14 protein-coding genes are annotated in these 20,954 nt (G+C 64.4%); 11 read left to right on the plus strand and 3 right to left on the minus strand.

Annotated elements, in window-relative coordinates; all coding sequences use genetic code 11:
- Both RS86_RS02600 and RS86_RS02605 read right to left on the minus strand, forming a co-directional pair.
- On the minus strand, positions 1 to 1,094 hold a 1,094-nt coding region (locus RS86_RS02600; protein ID WP_045270660.1), incomplete at its 3' end, for a chaplin family protein.
- Between the two features lie 82 nt (positions 1,095 to 1,176).
- Complete coding sequence (locus RS86_RS02605; protein ID WP_045270661.1) at positions 1,177 to 2,244, minus strand: hypothetical protein; 1,068 nt, start codon at positions 2,242 to 2,244, stop codon at positions 1,177 to 1,179.
- A gap of 186 nt (positions 2,245 to 2,430) precedes the next feature.
- Between RS86_RS02605 and RS86_RS02610 the strand changes: the two genes are divergently transcribed.
- From RS86_RS02610 to RS86_RS02660, 11 genes are all read left to right on the plus strand, one after another.
- Complete coding sequence (locus RS86_RS02610) at positions 2,431 to 2,799, plus strand: hypothetical protein (RefSeq protein ID WP_152642044.1); 369 nt, start codon at positions 2,431 to 2,433, stop codon at positions 2,797 to 2,799.
- 461 nt (positions 2,800 to 3,260) lie between these two features.
- On the plus strand, positions 3,261 to 4,652 hold the full coding sequence (dnaB, locus tag RS86_RS02615; protein WP_045270716.1) for a replicative DNA helicase: 1,392 nt from the start codon (positions 3,261 to 3,263) through the stop codon (positions 4,650 to 4,652).
- A gap of 78 nt (positions 4,653 to 4,730) precedes the next feature.
- Positions 4,731 to 6,446, plus strand: a complete 1,716-nt coding sequence (locus RS86_RS02620) for a DUF726 domain-containing protein (RefSeq protein ID WP_082076514.1) — start codon at positions 4,731 to 4,733, stop codon at positions 6,444 to 6,446.
- Between the two features lie 152 nt (positions 6,447 to 6,598).
- A complete protein-coding gene (locus tag RS86_RS02625; RefSeq protein ID WP_045270663.1) occupies positions 6,599 to 8,542 on the plus strand; it encodes a type I restriction-modification system subunit M in 1,944 nt (647 codons plus the stop codon).
- 128 nt (positions 8,543 to 8,670) lie between these two features.
- Entirely contained in the window at positions 8,671 to 9,759 is a 1,089-nt protein-coding gene (locus tag RS86_RS02630) for a restriction endonuclease subunit S (RefSeq protein ID WP_052680024.1), read from the plus strand.
- A complete protein-coding gene (locus RS86_RS02635; RefSeq protein WP_045270664.1) occupies positions 9,756 to 12,896 on the plus strand; it encodes a type I restriction endonuclease subunit R in 3,141 nt (1,046 codons plus the stop codon). Before RS86_RS02630 ends, RS86_RS02635 begins: the two co-directional genes overlap by 4 nt.
- On the plus strand, positions 12,883 to 14,250 hold the full coding sequence (locus RS86_RS20700; protein WP_200892734.1) for an AAA family ATPase: 1,368 nt from the start codon (positions 12,883 to 12,885) through the stop codon (positions 14,248 to 14,250). The genes RS86_RS02635 and RS86_RS20700 overlap by 14 nt, the downstream gene beginning before the upstream one ends.
- A gap of 13 nt (positions 14,251 to 14,263) precedes the next feature.
- A complete protein-coding gene (locus RS86_RS02645; protein ID WP_152642045.1) occupies positions 14,264 to 15,064 on the plus strand; it encodes a hypothetical protein in 801 nt (266 codons plus the stop codon).
- A 437-nt stretch (positions 15,065 to 15,501) separates the two neighbouring features.
- The gene (locus RS86_RS02650) at positions 15,502 to 16,326 is read left to right on the plus strand and encodes a sugar phosphate isomerase/epimerase family protein (protein WP_045270666.1); all 825 of its coding nucleotides are present in this window, start codon (positions 15,502 to 15,504) and stop codon (positions 16,324 to 16,326) included.
- Positions 16,323 to 17,441, plus strand: coding sequence for a Gfo/Idh/MocA family protein (locus RS86_RS02655; protein WP_045270667.1), 1,119 nt, complete (start codon positions 16,323 to 16,325; stop codon positions 17,439 to 17,441). The genes RS86_RS02650 and RS86_RS02655 overlap by 4 nt, the downstream gene beginning before the upstream one ends.
- Positions 17,442 to 17,613: 172 nt before the next feature.
- A complete protein-coding gene (locus RS86_RS02660) occupies positions 17,614 to 19,854 on the plus strand; it encodes a right-handed parallel beta-helix repeat-containing protein (RefSeq protein WP_152642046.1) in 2,241 nt (746 codons plus the stop codon).
- A 61-nt stretch (positions 19,855 to 19,915) separates the two neighbouring features.
- Here RS86_RS02660 and RS86_RS02665 read toward each other — a convergent pair whose 3' ends face one another.
- Positions 19,916 to 20,881: an acetylxylan esterase gene (locus tag RS86_RS02665; RefSeq protein ID WP_045270668.1), complete on the minus strand. Its 966-nt coding sequence runs from the start codon at positions 20,879 to 20,881 to the stop codon at positions 19,916 to 19,918.
- Positions 20,882 to 20,954: the final 73 nt, after the last annotated feature.

Below are 20,954 nucleotides of genomic sequence, written 5' to 3' on the forward strand. Positions count from 1 at the left end.
CAGGTTCCGGGGTTGCCGGGGGTTCCGGGGTTGCCCGGGGTTCCGGGCGTTGTCGTGGTGCTGGTGCCGCCCACCGCGATCGCGTTGCCGCCGATCGTGATCGGGGCCGTCACCGGCAGTACGAGCTGCGTGCCGCCGAGGAGCGACCCGATTCCTGACGTCGTCGGGCCGGAACCACCGCCGGAGCCGCCGGTCATGGGGCTGGATCCCGTGGAGGTGGCGGTGCTGCGGCCGAGGACCGCGATGGCATTGCCGAGGGCGGTGACGGGCGCGGTGACCGGTGCGACGATCTGGGTGCCGCCCAGGATCGAGTCGTCGCCGCTGGTCCGCGGACCGGTGCCCGCCGGAGCACTGCCGCCCGTCATGGGAGCGGATCCCGTGGAGGTGGCGGTGCTGCGGCCGAGGACCGCGATGGCATTGCCGAGGGCGGTGACGGGCGCGGTGACCGGGGCGACGATCTGGGTGCCGCCCAGGATCGAGTCGTCGCTGCTGGTCCGCGGACCGGTGCCCGCCGGAGCACTGCCACCGGATGCGGGAGCAGAGCCGCCGGCCGGCGCCGTGGTGGTGGCGGTGCTGTCGCCGAGCACGCTGACGGCGTTGCCCGTGACCGTGATCGGTACGTTCACAGAGACCAGCGCCTGGGTGCCGGAGAGGATCCCGTCGTTGCCGCTCGTGGTCGCGGCCGGTGCCGAAGGCGTTGCGGCAGCGGGAGCAGCGGCGGGTGCCGCGGCCCTGCTGTCGGATTCCCCGAGCACGCTGATGGCGTTGTCGGCCACGGTGATCGGGATGTCCACGGGGACGACCGCCTGCGTGCCCGATCCGACGCTGTCGTCACCGGATGTCGTGGCTGGTGCGGGCGCGGGCGCGGACGCGGCGGGTGTTGCCGGGCCGCTCGCTGTGGAGACCCCGAGGACTGAGATCGCATTGCCGATCACGGTGATGGGAGCCGTGATCGGCGCGACGACTTGTGTGCCGGATCCGATCCCGTCGTCTCCTGAGGTGTTGTCGGCCGCGTTCGCGGCCGTTGCGCCGAGCAGGGTGATCCCGCCGGCGATGAGCGTGCCCCAGAGGGCATGCTTCACGAAAGTGCGCATGATGCTTCTCCTGACTTCGAATCGTTGGGGAACGCGCGGGATCGCGCGTCTGCTGCTGCCGCGGAGGGCAGCCCGGATCGACTCAGTCGGGGGAGACGTCGGTGGCGAACACCGGAGATGCCGGCAGGGCATCGTCGGCAGTGCCGCCCGCCGGCACGGAGAGCTCAGGGGTGAAGGCCGGGGCGGCCGAGAACGTGGCGAACCACCCCGTCGAACCCCCGCCGGCCCCGGCGGAGGATGACGAGGTTCCCGTTCCCACGGGCGTCGCCCACGGATCGGGCGCGCTCGGAGATGTCGGCGCGGACGGGGGCGGTGGCACGGAGTGCGGAGGGCCGGCCGCGCGCAGGATGTCGCGGAGCGCGCCGGAGGATCCATCGATGGTCCGCACCGGTGGCCCGGCCGCAGACCCCGCGATCGCGACCGCAGTCGGCAGGGGCGCGGTCGACGCGGGTGCGAGCGGATCCGTTCCCGACACGACGGGAGCCGACGCGCCGCCGGTCTCCGTCGGCGGAACACCGGGCGGGAGCGCCGGGCTCAGGCCGCCCAGCACAGGAGCGAGGGATCCGGTGACGCGGTCGACGGCACCGCTGACCCGGTCGACCAGAGCGGGGACGCCGAGCTCCGCGGTCACGTCGCTCACGACGGGAACGGACGTGAGGGTCGCGACCACCGGGGCGGTGAGCGATGAGACGGGCGACGATGCGAGAGCCGACGACACGGGGGCGAGCGCATCCGGAACGGCGGTCGAGACCGCGCTTCCGAGATCCGTCACCACGGCCGCGACCTGATCCGCCGGAGCGGAGGCGACCGCATCCACGAGGGACGACCCCGCATCCTGCACGACTCCCGGTACGGCCGGGCCGCCATCGGACGCCGCGGGGGCGGCGGCCTGGACAGCGCTCTGCACGGGTGCGACGACTGCGTCCACGGTGGCGGCGACGGCGCTCACCGTGCCGTTGACGGTGGACGACACCGCGGAGGACGCGGTGCCCAGCAGCCCGCCGGCGCCATCGAGCGGCCCGCCCGTGTCGTCCGCGTGGGCCGGTGACGACCCGAGGAGCACGGAGAGCGCGGCCCAGCCCAGTGCGAGGCAGGCACCGGAGAGCAGACCGACACGGAGCCGGTGACCGGTCGAAGCGGTCACGTCCACGGTTACCTCCTCCAGAGCCCCAGAAACGTTGCGAGGACGACGTCGCTGGCGCTGACTGTACGCCCGACGACGGCGCGCGTCCAGGGGGTTTGCGATCCTCGCGCGAGGCCTCGCGAACGCGCGCTACTGTCGAGGCGTGGGGGACCACGATCCTTCGGCTCCCGGACTCGAACCAGAGGAGACCCCATGTCCAAGCAACCGATGGACGAGACCCGGACGCCCACTGCCCGGTGGTGGTGGATAGCCGGAGTGCTCACCTGGCTGATCCCTGTGGCGATAACCGTCATCGGGGCTCGGCCGCTTGCCGCACTGGGCGGCGAGTTGCCGGTGTACGGCCCCACCGACGCGGAGATCTCCAGCTTCAACCTCGGCAACACTCTCGCAGGAGTAGGCATCGCCGCGCTCGCCGTCTGGGTCGCGTTCGTCCTCGTGCTCGGCCGAGGTGGCCGCGCCCGCTCGGAGGCGAAGGCGGTCTTGGTCATCGTCGGCCTGGTGGTCGCCTTCGTCTGCATTCTCACCGCGTGGATGACCGGCCTGCCGGCGTCCATGCGATGACCCCATTGAGCACGTCCGCCGATTCCGCGTGCTCGGATGCGCGACGCCACACCCGCCGAATGGCCGACTTGACAAACAGGTGCGCGCGTGGGTGTTGTCCCCAAGTTGTACACATCCGACGATCTGCGGCGTGAACCTTAAACACGGAGTTGAAGCAGGATTCCATCCACAGGCTGGGGAACAAGAAAAGTGCAGGTCCTGATCGAATAATTAGTCAGAGATCGAGACCTTCCCCACAGTTATCCCCAGGTGTTCTGCACAGACACTCCAGAGTTTCCCGCAGACTCTCCACAGAGTTATCCACAGGCACTCTTGCGTGGGGAGAGGGGTGCTTCTAGCGTTATCGAGCATCCCGATGTCGGACCTTGGTGATGTGCTTTGTGCGGCGGGGGATCATCCCGCCCGGAGCGCGGATCTGACCGGGATGTGCTCGGCAGTCGGTGGAGAAGAAGGGGGCGCGCGTGTCGATCGCGGACATCGCGGAGGAGCGGCTCGGTTCAGGCCGCGGCCCCGAGCGGACCCCGCCGCACGACCTCATGGCCGAGCAGAGCACCCTCGGCGGCATGCTGCTGTCGAAGGATGCCGTCGCCGACGTGATCGAGTCGCTGCGCGGGGCCGATTTCTACATCCCCAAGCACGAGCTGATCTTCGACGCGGTGCTCTCCCTGTACTCGCACGGCGAGCCCACCGACGTCATCGCCGTCACCGACGAGCTCATCAAGACCGGCAACCTGTCGCGGGCCGGCGGGGCCGACTACCTGCACTCGCTGACCTCGATCGTGCCGACCGCCGCGAACGCCGGCTTCTACGCCGGGATCGTGTCGGAGCGCGCGATCCTGCGCAAGCTCGTCGACGCCGGCACCCGCATCGTGCAGATGGGGTACGACGGTCAGGGCGACGCCACCGACCTCGTCAACAGCGCCCAGGCCGAGATCTACTCCGTCACCGGCACCGAGACCGCCGAGGACTACGTTCCGCTCACCGTCGCGGTCGATGCCGCCGTCGAGGAGATGGAGGCCGCGAGCGGTCGCGACGGATCCATGACGGGCGTGCCGACCGGGTTCCGTGAGCTCGACGAGCTCACGAACGGCCTGCACGGCGGCCAGATGATCGTCGTCGCCGCCCGACCCGCGATGGGCAAGTCGACGCTCGCGCTGGACTTCGCCCGGGCGGCCTCGATCGGGCACAACCAGCCGTCCATCTTCTTCTCGCTCGAGATGGGCAAGGCGGAGATCGCCATGCGTCTGCTCAGCGCCGAGGGCGCCGTGCCCCTGCAGAACCTCCGCAAAGGCATGCTCGACCAGCGCGACTGGACGACCGTCGCCTCGACCCGCGGGCGCATCAACGATGCCCCGCTCTACATCGACGACAGCCCGAACATGACGCTCGTCGAGATCCGTGCGAAATGCCGCCGGCTCAAGCAGCGCGTCGGGCTGAGGATGGTCGTCATCGACTATCTGCAGCTGATGACGAGCGGCAAGAAGGTCGAGTCGCGTCAGCAGGAGGTCTCCGAGTTCTCCCGCGCGCTGAAGCTCCTCGCGAAGGAGCTGCAGGTGCCCGTGATCGCGCTCTCGCAGCTGAACCGTGGTTCCGAGCAGCGCCAGGACAAGAAGCCCGCGATCAGCGACCTCCGCGAGTCGGGCTCGATCGAGCAGGACGCCGACATGGTGATCTTGCTGCACCGCGACTCCGTCTACGACAAGGACGTGCGCCCCGGCGAGGCCGACCTCATCGTCGCCAAGCACCGTAACGGCCCCACCGCCACGATCCAGGTCGCCTTCCAGGGCCACTTCTCCCGCTTCACGGACATGGCCAGCGACTTCCAGGGTGGCGGCGGCGGCGACTTCCACTGATTGAGGACCCTTTGGATCCCTTTTTTGGGCGTTGGGACCTGGTAAGCGCAGCGGTAACCGTTGTGGCACGATCTAGCCATGCCCGGATCGCTCCACGCCCATGTCATCGATGGGACACGACTTCGCGTTGAAGTCGTCTCAGATCAGGGTGCGAAGCTCGCCCTGGTGGGGGACTTCGCGGATCTGACTCCGACTCTTGACGAGAGCGAGGTCGGCGAGGCTGCTGAAGGTCTGAGGAGCAATTCTGCCCTCCGCAGTAACATGTGGGCTTACGCGAAGGCATGGTACGCGGCCCGAGCGACTTCGAACGCGGACGCGCTGAGCCTGGCGGACCCCGAGGAGCAGAAGGCTGCCTTGAAGGTGCTGGAGAAGGGCCGCCGCATTGCACAGCGTCAGGCAGACGCCTACGCGAAGATCGCGCAGTGGATTGCGGACGTCGCTGACGATGTCTCGCTTCTGGACATTCAGACGGGATGGTGCTCGTCCTGTTTCACCAAGTCGGAGCATCGGAAATCGAACCGTCCGGCCGGCCAGTTGCCGGTCTACGTGTGCCAATCGTGCGGATCCGCGACTCTCCCTTGCGTCGCGATCGGCTGCGCCAACATGGCCGTACGTGAACGCGGTGCCATCAACGTCCCGCAATTCTGCGCCGAGCACAGGCACGATATCTCCGGCTTTGAGAAGGCGCAGGGCCCTTTCGGCGAGCTTCACGACTACGAGGAATACCTCGAGTACGAGAAGCCCAATCTCAACATGGGTGTCAAGATCGCGGTGGGCAGCGCTGTGGCGGTCGGGATCGCAATCCCGCTCGGCTTCCTCGCCGCGCCCGCCATCGGAGGGGCGATCGGCGGCCTCGGGTTGTTTGGTGGATACTCCGGCGCAGCCGCGACGGCACACGGCCTCGCGCTGCTTGGCGGCGGGAGCCTCGCCGCGGGCGGCTTGGGCATGGCCGGCGGAACTGCAGTTGTCGCGGCCGTCGGTGCGGCGGTAGGTGGAACGCTTGGCGCGTCAGTCGCGAACGCGTACCTCGGCGAAGACCGCTCGTTCCGCATCGAACTGCTCCGCCCGGGTAAGGGCGGCGTACCTGTCGTTGTGGCCAACGGGTTCCTCACTGACGGGAAGGGTGAAAAGTGGGGAGGTTGGAAAACGATCGTTGACGAGCGATACCCGGACTCGCCTGTCTATCGCGTTCACTGGGGTGCAAAAGAACTCCGTGACTTCGGTGTGCTCGGAGCCAACGTGGTAGGAACGGCAGGAGGTGCCCTTGTCTTGAGGGGGGCGGCGGCCGTTGCCAACCGGGCCGCCGCCAAGCTTCTCGGGAACGTCATCGGGCCGGCGATGGTCGCAGCTGACCTTGCGAAGAACCCGTGGCACGTTGCCAAGAACCGCGCCGACAAGACGGGCGTGATCCTCGGCGACTTGCTCGCGCGCACCACAGCCGACTCGTATGTGCTCATCGGACACAGCCTCGGAGCTCGAGCGATGGTCGTGGCAGCCGAAACCCTGGGTTCCAAGCCGGATGGGCCCCGCATCCAGTCCGCGCATCTCCTCGGCACCGCCGTAGGCGCGAAGAGCGACTGGGGGCGTCTGACCGCCGCTGTCGAGGACGCGGTCTACGGCTACCACTCGGCCGATGACAACGTCCTGAGGTACGTCTACACGGCCGCGCAGGTCGGAGAGGCTGCTGCTGGCCTGGGAGGATTCCGCCCGGAGTCCGACAAGCTGCAGAACGTCGACGTTACCGAGCATGTCAAGACGCACTTCGAGTACCAGGACAACGTCACTCTCGTGTGACGCCGCGCGATCGCACTTGACTGTCTCTGGTGAGGAAGCGCCGTCGACGCGGTATCACCGCGTCCCTCATCGCGTGATCGTGCGCCGACAGTGGGCCAGGATAGGTGTACGAGGCGCCATCGGCCTCGTTGAGCTGTCAGGAGTGCGCGCCGTTGGTCAATCACGTCAACTTCATCTGGAACATCGCCGAGTCTCTGCGCGGCCCGTTCAAGCCTGCCGAGTACGGCTTGGTGGTGTTGCCGTTCACGGTGCTGCGCCGACTGGATGCGGTGCTCGCGGAGACCAAGCCGAACGTGCTGAATGTCGCCAAGGCAACGGAGTCGCTGCCGGATGTGCTGCGGGAGCTGCGTCTGGCGGAAGCGTCGGGGCACCAGTTCTACAACACGAGCCCGTTCGATTTCGCGAAGCTCGTCGCGGATCCGCAGGACCTGCGCGCGAACCTGTCGGCATACCTTGCCGGGTTCTCCGAGAACGTGCGGGACATCTTCGAGAGGTTCGAGTTCGATAAGACGCTCAACAAGCTTGCGGAGAAGAACAAGCTGTTCGCGGTGACGGAGAAGTTCGCGCAGGCGGACTTCCACCCTGATGTCGTCAGCAACATCGATATGGGCCTCATCTTCGAGGAGCTGATCCGGTGGGCGAACGAGCGCTCGAACGAGACAGCGGGTGACCACTACACACCGCGCGAGGTGATCGCGCTGATGGTCCAGCTCATCTTCGCACTCGACGACGAGGCCCTCTCCAAGTCGGGGGTGGTTCGCTCGATCTACGATCCGACCGCCGGCACCGGCGGGATGCTGTCGGTGGCCGACGAGTTCCTGCACCGGATGAACCCGGGGATCCAGCTGAACCTGTACGGGCAGGACTACAACGACGCGTCTTACGCGATCTGTAAGGCCGACATGGTCATCAAGGGCCAGGGCGTGGAGAACATCGCTCTCGGCGACACGCTCACTGAGGACGCGTTCGAGGACAAGCGATTCGACTACGGACTCTCCAACCCGCCGTTCGGAGTCGACTGGAAAGACCAGCGCAGCTACGTCGACGCCGAACAACTGAGCCTCGGATTCAACGGCCGCTTCGGACCTGGAACGCCCGCAGTCAGCGACGGCGCCATGCTGTTCCTGTTGCACCTGGTCTCCAAGATGCGCAAGCCCGAAGACGGCGGATCACGCATGGCGATCGTGCTCAACGGGTCGCCGCTGTTCTCCGGCGGCGCCGGCGGCGGCGAGTCGAACATCCGCAAGTGGTTGCTTGATAGTGATCTCGTTGAGGCGATCATCGGGCTGCCGAAGGACATGTTCTACAACACCGGCATCTCCACCTACATCTGGGTGCTCAGCAATCGCAAGCCCGATGAGCGTAAAGGCCGCGTTCAGCTCATCGACGGCCGCGACATGTTCGTGAAGCTCCGCAAGGGTCTGGGATCCAAGCGCAACGAACTCTCCGACAAGGACATCGAGACCCTCGTCGGTCTGTACTCCGAGTACGAGGAGAGCGAGCACTCGAAGATCTTCCGCAAAGAAGACTTCCTCTACCGCACCATCACTGTCGAGCGTCCGCTGAAGCAGGTCTGGCGGCCCAGCGCGGACGCCTTCGAGACGGCACGCAAGCGCGCGCTTAAGCCCTTCGGCCGCACCCTCGCGGAGCTGGACCTCGTGTTGGACAGCCTCGCGGGCGACTGGGTGGACCAGACCGAACAGCAGTTCCGGGCCCGGGTTACCGAGCAAGCCGAGCGTTACCGGATCGAGATGCCCAAAGCCGCTCTCACGGCGTTGGGGAAGGCGTTCGCAACATCTGACGAAGGCGGCACGTTGGCGACGGACTCGAAGGGCAAGCCGCTCCCAGACCCCTCGCTCCGCGACACGGAGAACGTCCCGTGGGATGAAGACGTCGACGACTACGTGCGCCGGGAAGTGCTGCCTTATGCGCCGGATGCATGGGTTGACCGCGACAAAACCAAGGGAGGTGCTGAGATCCCGTTCACCCGGCACTTTTACCAGTACGTCCCGCCGCGTCCGCTTGAGGAGATCGACCGCGACCTTGAGGCCGTCATGTATGAGCTCCGGGTGATGCTCGTCGAGGTGGAGCGGTGATTAGAGGTCCGTGGTCCGACGGAGTGCCGGACACGTGGGACATCCGCCCCCTGCGGAGTGAGTTTCGTCGAGCTAAGACCCTCGGTGATGGCACCGAAGAATTGCTCTCTGTCTACCGTGACTATGGAGTGATCCCGAAGTCGAGCCGCGATGACAACTACAATAAGCCGTCCGAAGACATGTCAAAATACCAGCGTGTGTCGGCGGGGGACCTCGTCGTGAACAAGATGAAGGCCTGGCAGGGATCGCTGGGGATCTCCGCTTATGACGGGATTGTCAGTCCTGCCTACTTCGTCTTTAAGGCGACCGGGCACATCGATCCGCGCTTCGGCCACTACCTGCTCCGTAGTAGTGAGTATGCGGCCCACATGGCCGCCATTTCGTCTGGAATTAGGCCGAATCAGTGGGACCTCGATCCCATGCAGTTCGCCGCGACCCCGCTCCTTGTGCCCCCGTCCACCCAGCAGCGGGCGATCGCGGACTATCTAGATCGGGAGACGGCACAGATCGACGCGTTCATCGCGAAGAATGAGCAACTCATCGCCCTCCTCACCGAGCGCCGGGTTTCTTCCATGGTGGAGGCAATTGGTTTGCATGACACGATTCCGCTCAAGCGGCTGGTGCAACCAACTCGCCCCCTTACCTACGGGATTCTGCAGTGCGGTGCCCCAGTCGAAGATGGGGTCCCCTACATCGGGCCGTCGGACTTGCCTGGCGAGGGCGAGTCGCCGGATCTGAGCTCGCTTCGGCGGACGACCCACGAAATTGCGTCCGCGTATGGACGCTCAGTCCTCACGGGCGGCGATATCGTCGTGTCGATTGGTCCAGCATTCGGCCGCGTCGGACTGATTTCTGATGACCTTTCAGGCGCTAATCTCACGCAAGACACGGTCCGGGTGGCAACGGTGCCCGGAAAGATTGATGCGAACTATCTCGTTTGGGTTCTGAGTTCGCGGATCGCGGATGATTTCTGGGACTACCAGATTCTCGGTGCGACGTTCCGGAGGCTCAACCTCGGAACGCTTGGCGAGACACCCATCCCCTATCCGCCTCTTGCTGATCAGATGAGGATCGCCGACGAAGTCGCTCAAGTCGTCGCCAGGATTGATGACGCGATCGGAGTGGCGCAACGCACTATCGAGCTGGCCCGTGAACGCCGCGTCGCGCTGATATCAGCAGCGGTGACGGGCAAGGTCGATGTGGGAGACGCAGCATGACCGGCACTGCGGGGACTTATGGCGCTCACTTGGAGTCCGTGTTCGAGAACGAGATTGCACAGCACCTGGCGGCAAACGGCTGGCTCTACTCGCCGACCGACGCCGGCTATGAACGCGACCTCGCGCTGTTCCCAGAGGACGTGCTCGAGTGGCTCGCCGCGACGCAACCGATCGAGAGCACGAGGGTTGTCCGCCCCGGCGACACCGAGGCGCAGCGCGAAGCAGCGAGGCAGAGCATTCTCGCCCGTCTCGCCAAGTCGCTCGACAACGACCCGATGAAGAACGGCGGGACGATCCGGATCCTTCACGAGGGTTTCTCGATGGTGCCGCTGCACGGTGGTGCGGTGAAGTTCCGGATGGCCCAGTTCCGCCCAGCAACCTCAAATAACCCCGAGACTCTCGCCGACTACGCGAAGATGCGGGTGCGGGTGATGCGTCAGGTGCACTATTCGGCGAAGAACCCGAGCAAGGCGCTGGATCTGGTGCTGTTCGTGAACGGGATACCCGTCGCGACCGTGGAGCTGAAGACCGACTTCACGCAGCCGATCAGCAACGCGGTCAACCAATACCGGTTCGATCGGAACCCTGCAGGCGAGTCGCTGTTCGCGTTCGCGAAGCGGTCGCTCGTGCACTTCGTGGTCTCGAACAACGAAGTGCGGATGACGACGAAACTCGATGGTGCCGCTACGCGCTTCCTCCCGTTCAACCGGGGCAATGACGACGGCGCAGGGAATCCGCCGAACCCCGCGGGCTCCGCGTCGTCGTACTTCTGGGAGGAGATCCTGCAGCGCGACACCTGGCTCCAGGTGCTCGGCTCGTTCGTGCACCTGCAGGTCGAGGTCGACGTGGATCCCGACACCGGCAAGAAGACCCGCACAGAGAAGGTGCTGTTCCCGCGCTATCACCAGTGGCGGGCCGTGAACCGGCTGGTCGCCGCGGCGCGGACCGAGGGCGCCGGGCACCGCTACCTGGTGCAGCACTCTGCCGGATCCGGCAAGACGAACTCGATAGCATGGCTCGCACATCGCCTCTCGAATCTGCACGACGAGCAGAACGAGAAGGTGTTCGACACGGTCGTGGTCGTCACCGACCGGACGGTTCTGGACAAGCAGCTGCAGGACGCAATCGGTCAGTTCGAGAAGCACGCGGGCGTTGTCCAGTCGATCACCCGCGACGGTGGCGAGTCGAAGTCAACAGAGCTCGCCGCGGCGCTGTCGGGCGGGAAGCAGATCGTGATCGTCACGATCCAGACGTTCGAGGCGCTGATCACAACGATCCAGTCCAAGCCCGAATTGCAGGGTCGCCGGTTCGCGGTGATCGCGGACGAGGCGCATTCGTCGCAGACAGGATCTACTGCGGGCGCGCTGACCAAGGTACTGTCGCCGCAGGAGCAGAAAGCGGTCGCTGAGGGTGCGCCGATCGACTCGGAGGCGTATCTGCAGTGGGCGATGGAGGTGACTGCGAACGCGTCGAACATCTCCTACTTCGCGTTCACCGCGACTCCGAAGGCGAAGACCCTGGAGCTGTTCGGCCGTGTGCCTGACGGCGAAAACGTTCCGGAGCCGTTCGATCTGTACTCGATGCAGCAGGCGATCGAGGAGGGCTTCATCCTGGACGTGTTGCTGAACTACACGCCCTACAAGGTCGCCTGGCAGCTGCAGCATCCGGGCGCAAGCTACGACGGCCCCGGCGAGGTCGACGAGTCGACCGCGGTGAAGGCGCTCGTGCAGTACGTGCGGCTGCATCCGACGAACATCAGCCAGAAAGCGAAGATCGTCGTCGAGCACTTCCGCACTTTCGTGCAGCCGTTGCTGGATGGCAAGGCGAAGGCGATGGTTGTGACCGGTTCGCGCAAGGAAGCCGTGCGCTGGAAGAAGTACCTCGACACGTACCTGAACGACCAGCGGATCGAGGGCGTGAAGGCGCTGGTCGCATTCTCCGGCACGGTCGATGACCCCGAGGACGTGGGTGAGGGGCTGACGGAGAAGACCCAGAACCCGGGGCTGTGGACTTCGGATCTGGCGGCGGCGTTCCAGCCGTCGACGTACAACGTGATGATCGTCGCGGAGAAGTTCCAAACCGGGTTCGACCAGCCGCGTCTCGTAGCGATGTACGTCGACCGCCGCCTCGGCGGAGTGCAGGCGGTTCAGACGTTGTCGCGGCTCAATCGCACGTACCCGGGCAAGGACAAGACGTTCGTGCTCGACTTCGTCAACGAGCCGCTCGATATCCTCGACGCGTTCAAGGACTACTACCGCAAGGCGACACTCACCGCGACGACCGATCCGAACCTCATCTACGATCTCGTCACCAAGCTCGACAGCGCTGGGATCTACACGATGGCAGAAGTGCACCAGGCGTTCGACGTCGCGCTGGTGGGCGGGGTGAACGCGAACAGCGCCGTGAGCGCGGCGACGGCGCCCGCGGTGGACCGGTTCTCGAAGCGGTGGATCAACGCCGTTCTCGATGGGGACGTGGCAGAGCAGGACGAGCTGAAGCTGTTCAAGGCGGACGCGGGCCAGTTCGTGAAGTTCTACGACTTCATCTCCCAGGCCCGGAACCTCGAAGACACCGACCTCCCGCGCAGGCACTACTTTCTGCGCCGGATCCTGCCGCAGTTGTCGACGGCGACTTACGAGGAGCCGGTCGATATCTCGAAGGTGCAGCTTCTGGACTACAGGGTCACGCCCGGTGAGGCGGTGAAGCTCAACCTCGAACAGGGGCCTGGGCTTTCCCCGATCACTGGGATCGGATCCGGGGCGATCCACGAGAAGCACCGCAGCGCCCTCGAGGAGATCATCGGCAAGCTCAATGAGCGGTTCGGAGACAAGTACGGGATCGGCGCCGTCGACCTGACCGTCAACCACATCATGGGCAAGCTCGCCGTCGACTACGACCTCGCGCAGCAGGCCGATGTGAACACACCCCAGCAGTTCGCGGAATCGCCGGCACTGCCGAAGGCGTTCGCGAAGGCCGTCATCGAGGTGCGCGACGAGACCCCGCTGCTGGTCGATGACATGCTCAGCGACAGTGGCCTGTTCGCGGAGCTGAGCAAGGCGTTGCCGGCGATGCTGTACGAATTCTTGAGGCAATCAGATCCCCGCACCGACAACGGAGGTAGAGATGAGGAAAGTTAGTCGAGTCGTGGTCGAAGGTCTATTCGGCTACGCGCGGCATGAGGTGACGTTCCGCAAATCGGAACCGACGATCATCTTGGCGCCTAACGGAGCTGGAAAGACTCACATTCTCCGCCTCACAGCCGCTGCGCTATCTATGGACGGACAGAGCTTGCTCGAGACGGTCTACAGCGACGTGACCCTCGATTTCACCGATGGAATGTTGCTCCGGATCGTTCGCTCGGCGGACGGGGACGAACCGCGCGTCGACGTCAGCGCCGCTCGAGGTGAAGTCCAGCTTGGAGCCACGCTGTCTTTTGGGCTCGGCGAAATCGAATCGACAACGTCGCTTCCATCCGGAATTGTCAAGATTGGTGCCGGGCGATGGATGAACGAGCGGACCCGCACGTTTTTTGGCGCTTCCGAATTGCGGCGTCGTTATGGATTCGAAGCAGACGTTCTAGCCAAGCGACTAAAGGACTTTCCTGAGATCGCAGAGCTCTGTGGTGATCCGCGACCGATCTTCATTGATACGTGGCGCCTCGACTCTCGAGCCGCGGATTCTCGGATGCTTGGAGATTGGGGTGGTGCCTCAGGACGTGCTGGGTCCGAGGTGGCCTCCCGGATCCGTGGGTATACTGAAAAGCTCAGCGATGAGATTACGGAAGCGCGACGCAAATCTATCCAGGTGTCGCAGAGCGCTGATCTCAGATTCGCGGAGCGTGCATTGGAAGCTGCGACTCTGTCGATCAAGGAGAGCACCCTCCACGAAAGATACGACGAAACCTTCCAACGATACGAGGCGCTGGCTCGCAATGGGTTGGCGGTGGGTGAGGCGCCCATCCCTTTCCCTGAGAAGACAACGCCAACTGTTCGTCGAATCCTAAGTGTCTTCCTCGATGACTGGGACAGGCGGCTGGATCCATTGGTGCCAGTGAATGAGAAGCTGCAGACGCTTCGAGACATCCTGGATAGCAAGCTTGCACCGTCTGGAAAGCAGACATCAATCTCTAGGCGTGGTGGCCTTGAGTTCCACAACCTTGCGGGTCAGCGGTTGCCCGTTTCGCGGCTTTCGTCCGGCGAGCAACATCTTGTCGCGCTGTTTACCCTTCTGCTTTTTGCTGCAAGGCCTGGTTCCCTTGTGCTGATTGATGAGCCTGAGATCTCGCTCCACGCGGCGTGGAAGCACGCGTTCCTCGCGGATATCACGCGAGTCGCGGCAGTGAGCGATCTGCAGATTGTTCTAGCCACTCACTCCGCCGGAATCGTGAACGGACGATGGGACTTGACGGAGGAACTGGAACTCAATACGCAGGTCTTGCCCGTCACCGAGGATGACCTTGACGTCCTGAACGATGATGACTTCGATGAGTAGTTCGCTACGCGACTTGGACCGGATCGAGGACCGCATTCGTCAGCATCGTCAGGTCGAGAGTGGGCCGATCTTGGTTGTTGAAGGGCCGGATGACCTCCTTTTGCTGCGCGACCACGTACCCCAGGAGATCATTTTTCCGGCGGACGGTAAACGCAATGTGCTGCGAGCGATGGACTCCCTAGCCAAGTGGAACCTAGTCGGAATCCGAGCGATCGTAGACGCGGACTTTGATGAGCCGGAGGGCGGGAGGGATGACCCACGAGTTCTCCTCTACGAGGGGCGAGACCTCGAAGGCATGCTTATTCTGTTCGGGGTTCTCATTCATCTGCTGGAACATCAGGGCTCTGTGTCCAAGCTGGACGGGGCGGGCGGTCCGCAGAAAATTGTTGGACAGCTTGTGCAGGAAGCGCATATTATCGCGGAGATTCGCGCAGCCAACGAGCGGGAGTCGTGGGGGTTACCTTTCGACAAAGTGGACATCACAGGGAAGGCGGATCGCCGCACGCTCAGACTGGACTTGTCGCGGTATGTGGCCGCTCTGATCCAGGCCAGCGACTCCGAGGTCAAGGCGTCTGTCGTTCTGGAGGTTGTGGTCGGCGATCAGCTTGATGGTCGGGGGCCCCGAGGGCGGGACGTGCTCGCATTCGCGGGGCTAGCGTTACGAGCCCAAGCAGGGTCGCTCCCCGCGGCAGCAACCGGAGTCGACGTGCTCGGCGGGCAGCTAAGGAGTAGCGCCGGACTAGCCATTGCGCATTCGGAGTGGCTCTCTGTGGTCCGGGAATCGATCAACGCAGCGGAAGCTGAAGTCCGGTAGCGCTACTGGTCCTGTGGTCGCAACCCAGATGGTGTCGGATTCCGCCATCTAGCGTGGAATCCTGACCCAGATTTCACCGCCAACTCCCGTGGAATCTCCGGCGTTTTCCGCCATCTCGACCGGGAACCTACAGGCGGCGGAGACTTCCACTGATCGGGTGGCTCCTGGCGGCCGCGCTGGCTGGTGGGCTCCGCAGCGCCGGCCTGTAGGCGCCCTGGAGCATGGTCACCTGCAGACCTCGGGTGAACGTTGACAGCGATCCGGGGCGACCGTAGTGTCGTCCGTAAGCGGTTACGGTCCCCACTCTTGTTGCCTGCTTGGAGTGGCCCTCAACCGTATCGTTGCCCCGAATTCCGCCTCGGACATCTCGATTGCAGGGCACTCGCCTCTGCGGTGGAGAAGGTCGTTGCAGTAGACAAATTGAAGGAGCGTGACCGATGCCGGTCCAGACGTCCATACAGCTGTTCACCGTGAGAGAGTCGCTCGAAGCCGACCTCAACGGCACCCTGGCCGAACTCGCAGAAAGGGGCTTCAGCGCAGCCGAGCCGTATGACTTCGTCCGCCGTGCCAGTACCCTCGCTTCCGCGCTGAAGGCCAACGGTATCGCGGCGCCCACAGGGCATGCGTTCCTCGCCTCCACGTCGTTCGTCAACCCCGACGGCAGTGGTACGAGCTCGCCGGTCCCGTCGCCGGACGCTGTGTTCGATGCCGCCGACGTTCTGGGGATGACCACGGTGATCGATCCCTACACGGAGCCTGCCCGGTGGCAGACTCTCGAGCAGATCGCGGACATCGCGCGATTGCTCAACATTGCCGCGGAGATCGGCGCTGCTCGCGGTATCAGGGTCGGCTATCACAACCATGCTCACGAACTCGAATCCACATTTCAGGGTCGGACCGGCCTGGAGGCCCTGTCTGATCTGCTCGATGAGCGGGTCGTGCTCGAGGTGGATCTGTACTGGGTCGCCCGCGCGGGCGTCGATTCGCCGACGCTCCTACGCGCCCTCGGCGACCGCGTCGTTGCGGTGCATGTCAAAGACGGCACGCTCGACGGTGCAGCGATCTCCGCTTATCCGCCGGAGGACCAGGTGCCGGCAGGTCAAGGCGTCGTGCCGCTGAGGGAAGCGATCGCCGCAGCGACCGCCCTCGAGGTCGCGATCGTCGAGTTCGATCACTACCGCGGGGATCTGTTCGAGGCACTGGAGACGAGTCGCAATTTCCTTGACGGCCTCCAAGTCGATGACAAGGTCCTCACCCGATGAACGGTCCCGTCGGCGTCGGGATCATCGGTGCCGGGAACATCAGCGACCAGTACCTGACCCACCTGTCGAGCTTTCCGGATGTGAAGATCCTCGCCATCGGCGACCTGTTCGAGGAACGGGCACGAGCACAGGCCGCGAAGTACGGCGTGCCAAGGTCTGGTTGTGTGGATCTGGTCCTGAATGATCCCGCGATCGAGATCGTCGTCAACCTCACGATCCCCGCAGCGCACGTGGGGGTTTCCGAGAGCATCATCGGATCAGGAAAGCACGTCTGGAGTGAGAAGCCGATCGGCATCGACCGTGAGGAGTCTCAGCGACTGCTGCAGATGGCCGATGTCGCCGGACTACGAGTAGGAATCGCCCCTGATACCGTGCTCGGCCCGGGAGTGCAGACGGCGAAGCGCGCGATCGCGAGAGGTGACATCGGCCGCCCCCTGTTCGCATCGACTGCCTTCCAGTGGCAGGGTCCCGAGTTGTGGCACCCCGACCCTGCATTCCTGTACGCCAAGGGAGGCGGCCCCCTGCTTGACATGGGTCCCTACTATGTCTCGACCCTCATACACGTCTTCGGAGCAGTCGCGGCAGTCGCCGCACTCGGACTGCAGGGTGCGGCACGGCGACGTGTGCATAGCGGAGAACGTGCCGGCCAAGAGTTCCCCGTGGAGATCCTCTCCACTCTGTCGGTCCTGATGGAGTTCGAGAAGGGCGGGCAGGCCCAGAGCCTCTACAGCACCGATTCGTCGCTCAAGCGTCACGGTGTCGTCGAGATCAACGGCACCGAGGGGACGCTCGTCATTCCCGATCCGAACATGTTCGGTGGTGAGATCACCATCATCCGTCCGCTCGCCGACTCCTCGGCCACTGAGCAGGAAAGGCTACGCGTGCCCCAAGAAGGCGTTCTCACGGGTCGTGGCGTGGGGGTGCTGGACATGGCGCGCTCTCTTCGACAGGGGCGTCCGCACGTCGCGACCGGCGATCTCGGATACCACGTCCTTGACACGATGCTGTCGATAGAGGAAGCCGCCGCATCACACCGGTTCGTCGAGGTCGCAAGCTCACCGGGACCGATCGGGTCGATCGAGTCCGACTTCGACCCGTTGGAGGCGACCCTCTGAGGTAGAGCACTGACGCCCGCTGCTGTGGCAGCGGGCGTCAGTGCTGCTCCTGGAGATCGATCAGGAGTTGGCATTGACGTCAAACCTCCAGCTCCCCTAGAGTCACGTCCGTAAGCGGTTACGGTTTCCGTCAATGATGACAGCCGGTGCTGTCCAAAGGAGTGTGCCCGGAATGAAGAAATTGAGTGCTTGCCTAGCAGTTGCAGCACTAGCCCTCACGTCGGTCGTCGTGTCAGCGATGTCGGCATCTGCCGCATCGACGACGTACTACGTCTCTCCAACGGGTGACGATGCCGCTTCCGGCGCATTGTCGTCGACGCCCTTCCAACACATCTCACGTTGCACCGCCGTGATGATTGCCGGCGACACGTGCGTCCTCCTGCCGGGGACGTACCACGAGACGGTCAGCCCGACCGTCTCAGGTACGGCGTCCGCGCCGATCACATACCGCGCGAGCAGCCCAGGAGTCGCGATCATCGACGGTGCCGACCCCGTCGGTGGCTGGTCGCCGGTGAGTCCTGCTGATCTCGTTACGCTCGAATCGAGTGATGCATTTCTCGCCGGCTCCGGTTTCGCAGCGGCGGTCGACGCAGGCCACGTGTTCAAGGCATCCGCAAATCTGGACTCCATTGGGGCCAGCCGCCAGCTTTTCGACAACGGCACGATGATCTTCGACGCGCAATGGCCCGACCCCTCGGCGCTGCCATCGGATCGGACCTACAAGTCGGCCGGGACCGGAACGACGAACACGACCGTCGTGGCAACGGATCTCACCCAGCCGAACGGGTACTGGAACGGCGCCAATGTGCATCTGAGCACGTGGTATCTCTCGCAGACTGGCACGGTCGCTTCTTCGACGACCGGGCAGATCGGTTTGACCGGACTCTCGGACGCAGGGCTGTGCATCGGCCTCAAGCCCGTGCAGACAACGTTCTACCTGTCCGGCAAGCTCTCGGAGCTCTCTGCCGCCACCGAGTGGTATTACGACTCGCTCACCCAGACCGTCTACTACTACCCTGCAGGCGGCAGCCAGCCCGTCGCGGGGCAGGTGTCATCGCGTACGCGGAACCTCGCTTTCGACTTCTCGAGCGGTGGTGGCGTCAGCTACACGAACGTCAGTGATCTGACTATCCACGGCTCGACGATTCAGACAGGTGCTTCGAGCACGGGCGTCGTCATCGATGGGGTTCGCGCCTCTTACGTCTCGCACACGAATCAGATCCAGACCGATTCGCACTATCCGGCGATCGGAAAGTGCGGTGCGACAACCGCGGGGGCCACGACGAGTGGTCTGGTCATCAACGGGTCCGGAAACACGGTTTCCAACAGCGAGATCGCATTCAGCTCCGGCAATGGAATCGCCCTCAACGGGTCGAACAATACGGTCACCGGCAACGTGATCCACGACGTCGACTATCTGGGGAGCTATGCGACGGGAGTCCAGATCGTAGGTCAGCACGAGACGGTGACCCACAACACGATCAGCCGACTCGGCCGGTCAGGAATCAACGATCTCGCTGCCGTCGCCGGTACGTCGATGCAGGGTGATCTCGTCTCCTACAACGAGATCTCGGACTTCGGCCGCATCAGCACCGACACAGGTGCCATCTACTTCTGCTGCAAGGCGGACTTGACCGGCGGCAGCATCGATCACAACTGGGTGCACGGGTACCACCCGCCGGCAAGCGTCTCCCCGCACGTCGGTCCCGGCATCTACCTCGACAACGACACTGCCAACGGCACCGTGACCAACAACGTCGGGTGGGATCTGGTGCAAGGCGCGGTGATGCTGAACTCGGTGACCGGCGTGTCGAAGGGCAACAAGGTCTACAACAACGACGGCGGCGTGCAGATCCGAGGCGCCAACGACGCCACAGGCAGCGTCCTCCAGAACAACCTCGGAGGTGCGAGTTGCGTGACCACTTCAATCGGAGGCGGATGCGCGGGGGCCACCATCGACCACAATCTTGCCGGTACGGTGGACCCCCTCTACGTGGACCCTTCCAACAGCGACTATCGGCTCCAGTACGGATCTCCCGCTCGCAATGCAGCGGTCGCGATTCCGGGCGTCACCGACGGTTCGGCCGACCCGACCCCGAGCCTCGGGGCGTACCAGTACGGGGGACTTCAGTGGGTCCCCGGCGCGTCGCTCGCCATTCTGGCGCCCGCGCCTGCGGCATCGGTGACCGGGACCGTCTCGGTCCAGGTTGATCTCTTCGGCCTCAACATTCAGGCGTACAACCTTCGGATCGATTCCGCAGGGCTTGACTACGCCTGGCATCCATCGTCGGGACCGCGGAGCTTCAGCCTGGATACGTCCACGCTTACTCCAGGTCGGCATATTCTGCTGGCCACGATGGTTGACGCATCCGGCCACAAGAGCACCGTGACGCAGCCGATCATTGTCACCTAGACCGCTCGTACGCACAGCGTGCCTGCTCCCGTGAGGGATCAGGCACGCTGTGTTCGTCGACTCACTCGGCGAGCTCCGTGAAGAACCTCAACTGTGCCAAGACCTGGTGCGCCTGACCGCCCTCGTGGCCGTTGTACGGGTAGACGGCGATCTGCTTAGGACCGCCGTAACGGTTGTAAGCCGCGTACACCGTCGAGGGTGGACAGGTCACATCAGCGAGCGCGACGGAGAAGAACGCGGGGGACATGGCCCGCGGGGCGAAATTGGCCCCGTCAAAGTAGGACAGCACGCGGAACACATCCTCTTCCCGCCCCGGGACCGTCTGCATGAAGCGCGAGACCTCGCTATATGGACTCGCATCCGTGATCCGCAGAGCACGGCGGAAGTGGCTGAGGAATGGCACATCGATCGCTGCGCCGAGCAGTCCTTTGCTGAGCGCCGCTGATGCGAGCGTGATCCCGCCCCCCTGACTGACGCCTGACACGATGACCCGGGACGGGTCCACAGCAGGATGAGCGCGCACCGCGTCTACTGCGAGGACGGCATCGGTGAAAAGCCGCCGGTAGTAGTAGGTGGACGGATCCTCGATGCCGGATGTGACCATCCCCGGGATTCGAGGCGGCGAGCCGAACGGATCAGGGGTCGAGCCCGGATTTCCGCCGTTCCCTTGCCCACGGCTGTCCATGACGAAATGGGCGAAGCCGGCAGCCGCGACTGCAACCGACTGAAGGGGGAGGCCTCGTCCCTGTGTGTAGCCGAGGTAGCGGATGACGCAAGGCAACGGGCCCTCCGCATGCCGTGGCCGCACCATCCACCCCTTGATGGGGTCGCCGTTGTAGCCCGAGAACGTGACGTCCTCGACGAGCATCTCGGTCAGGCCGCCGTCAAATGGTTCGAATCGGGGAGCGAACCATTGCTGGCGCGATTCCTCAAGCGTTGTCGCCCAGAACGAATCAAAGTCGAGGGGCTCTTCCGGGGCCGGTGAGTACCGCTCGAGTTCCTCGAGCGGTAGGTCAAACTGCGCCATTGCGTATCCAATGTTCGTGGAGTGCGAGCGGCGGGCGCCGCCCGGGTACGCAATATCGTAACCGGTTACGGAA

This window comes from Microbacterium azadirachtae (genome assembly GCF_000956505.1).
Classification (GTDB): Bacteria; Actinomycetota; Actinomycetes; order Actinomycetales; family Microbacteriaceae; genus Microbacterium; species Microbacterium azadirachtae_A.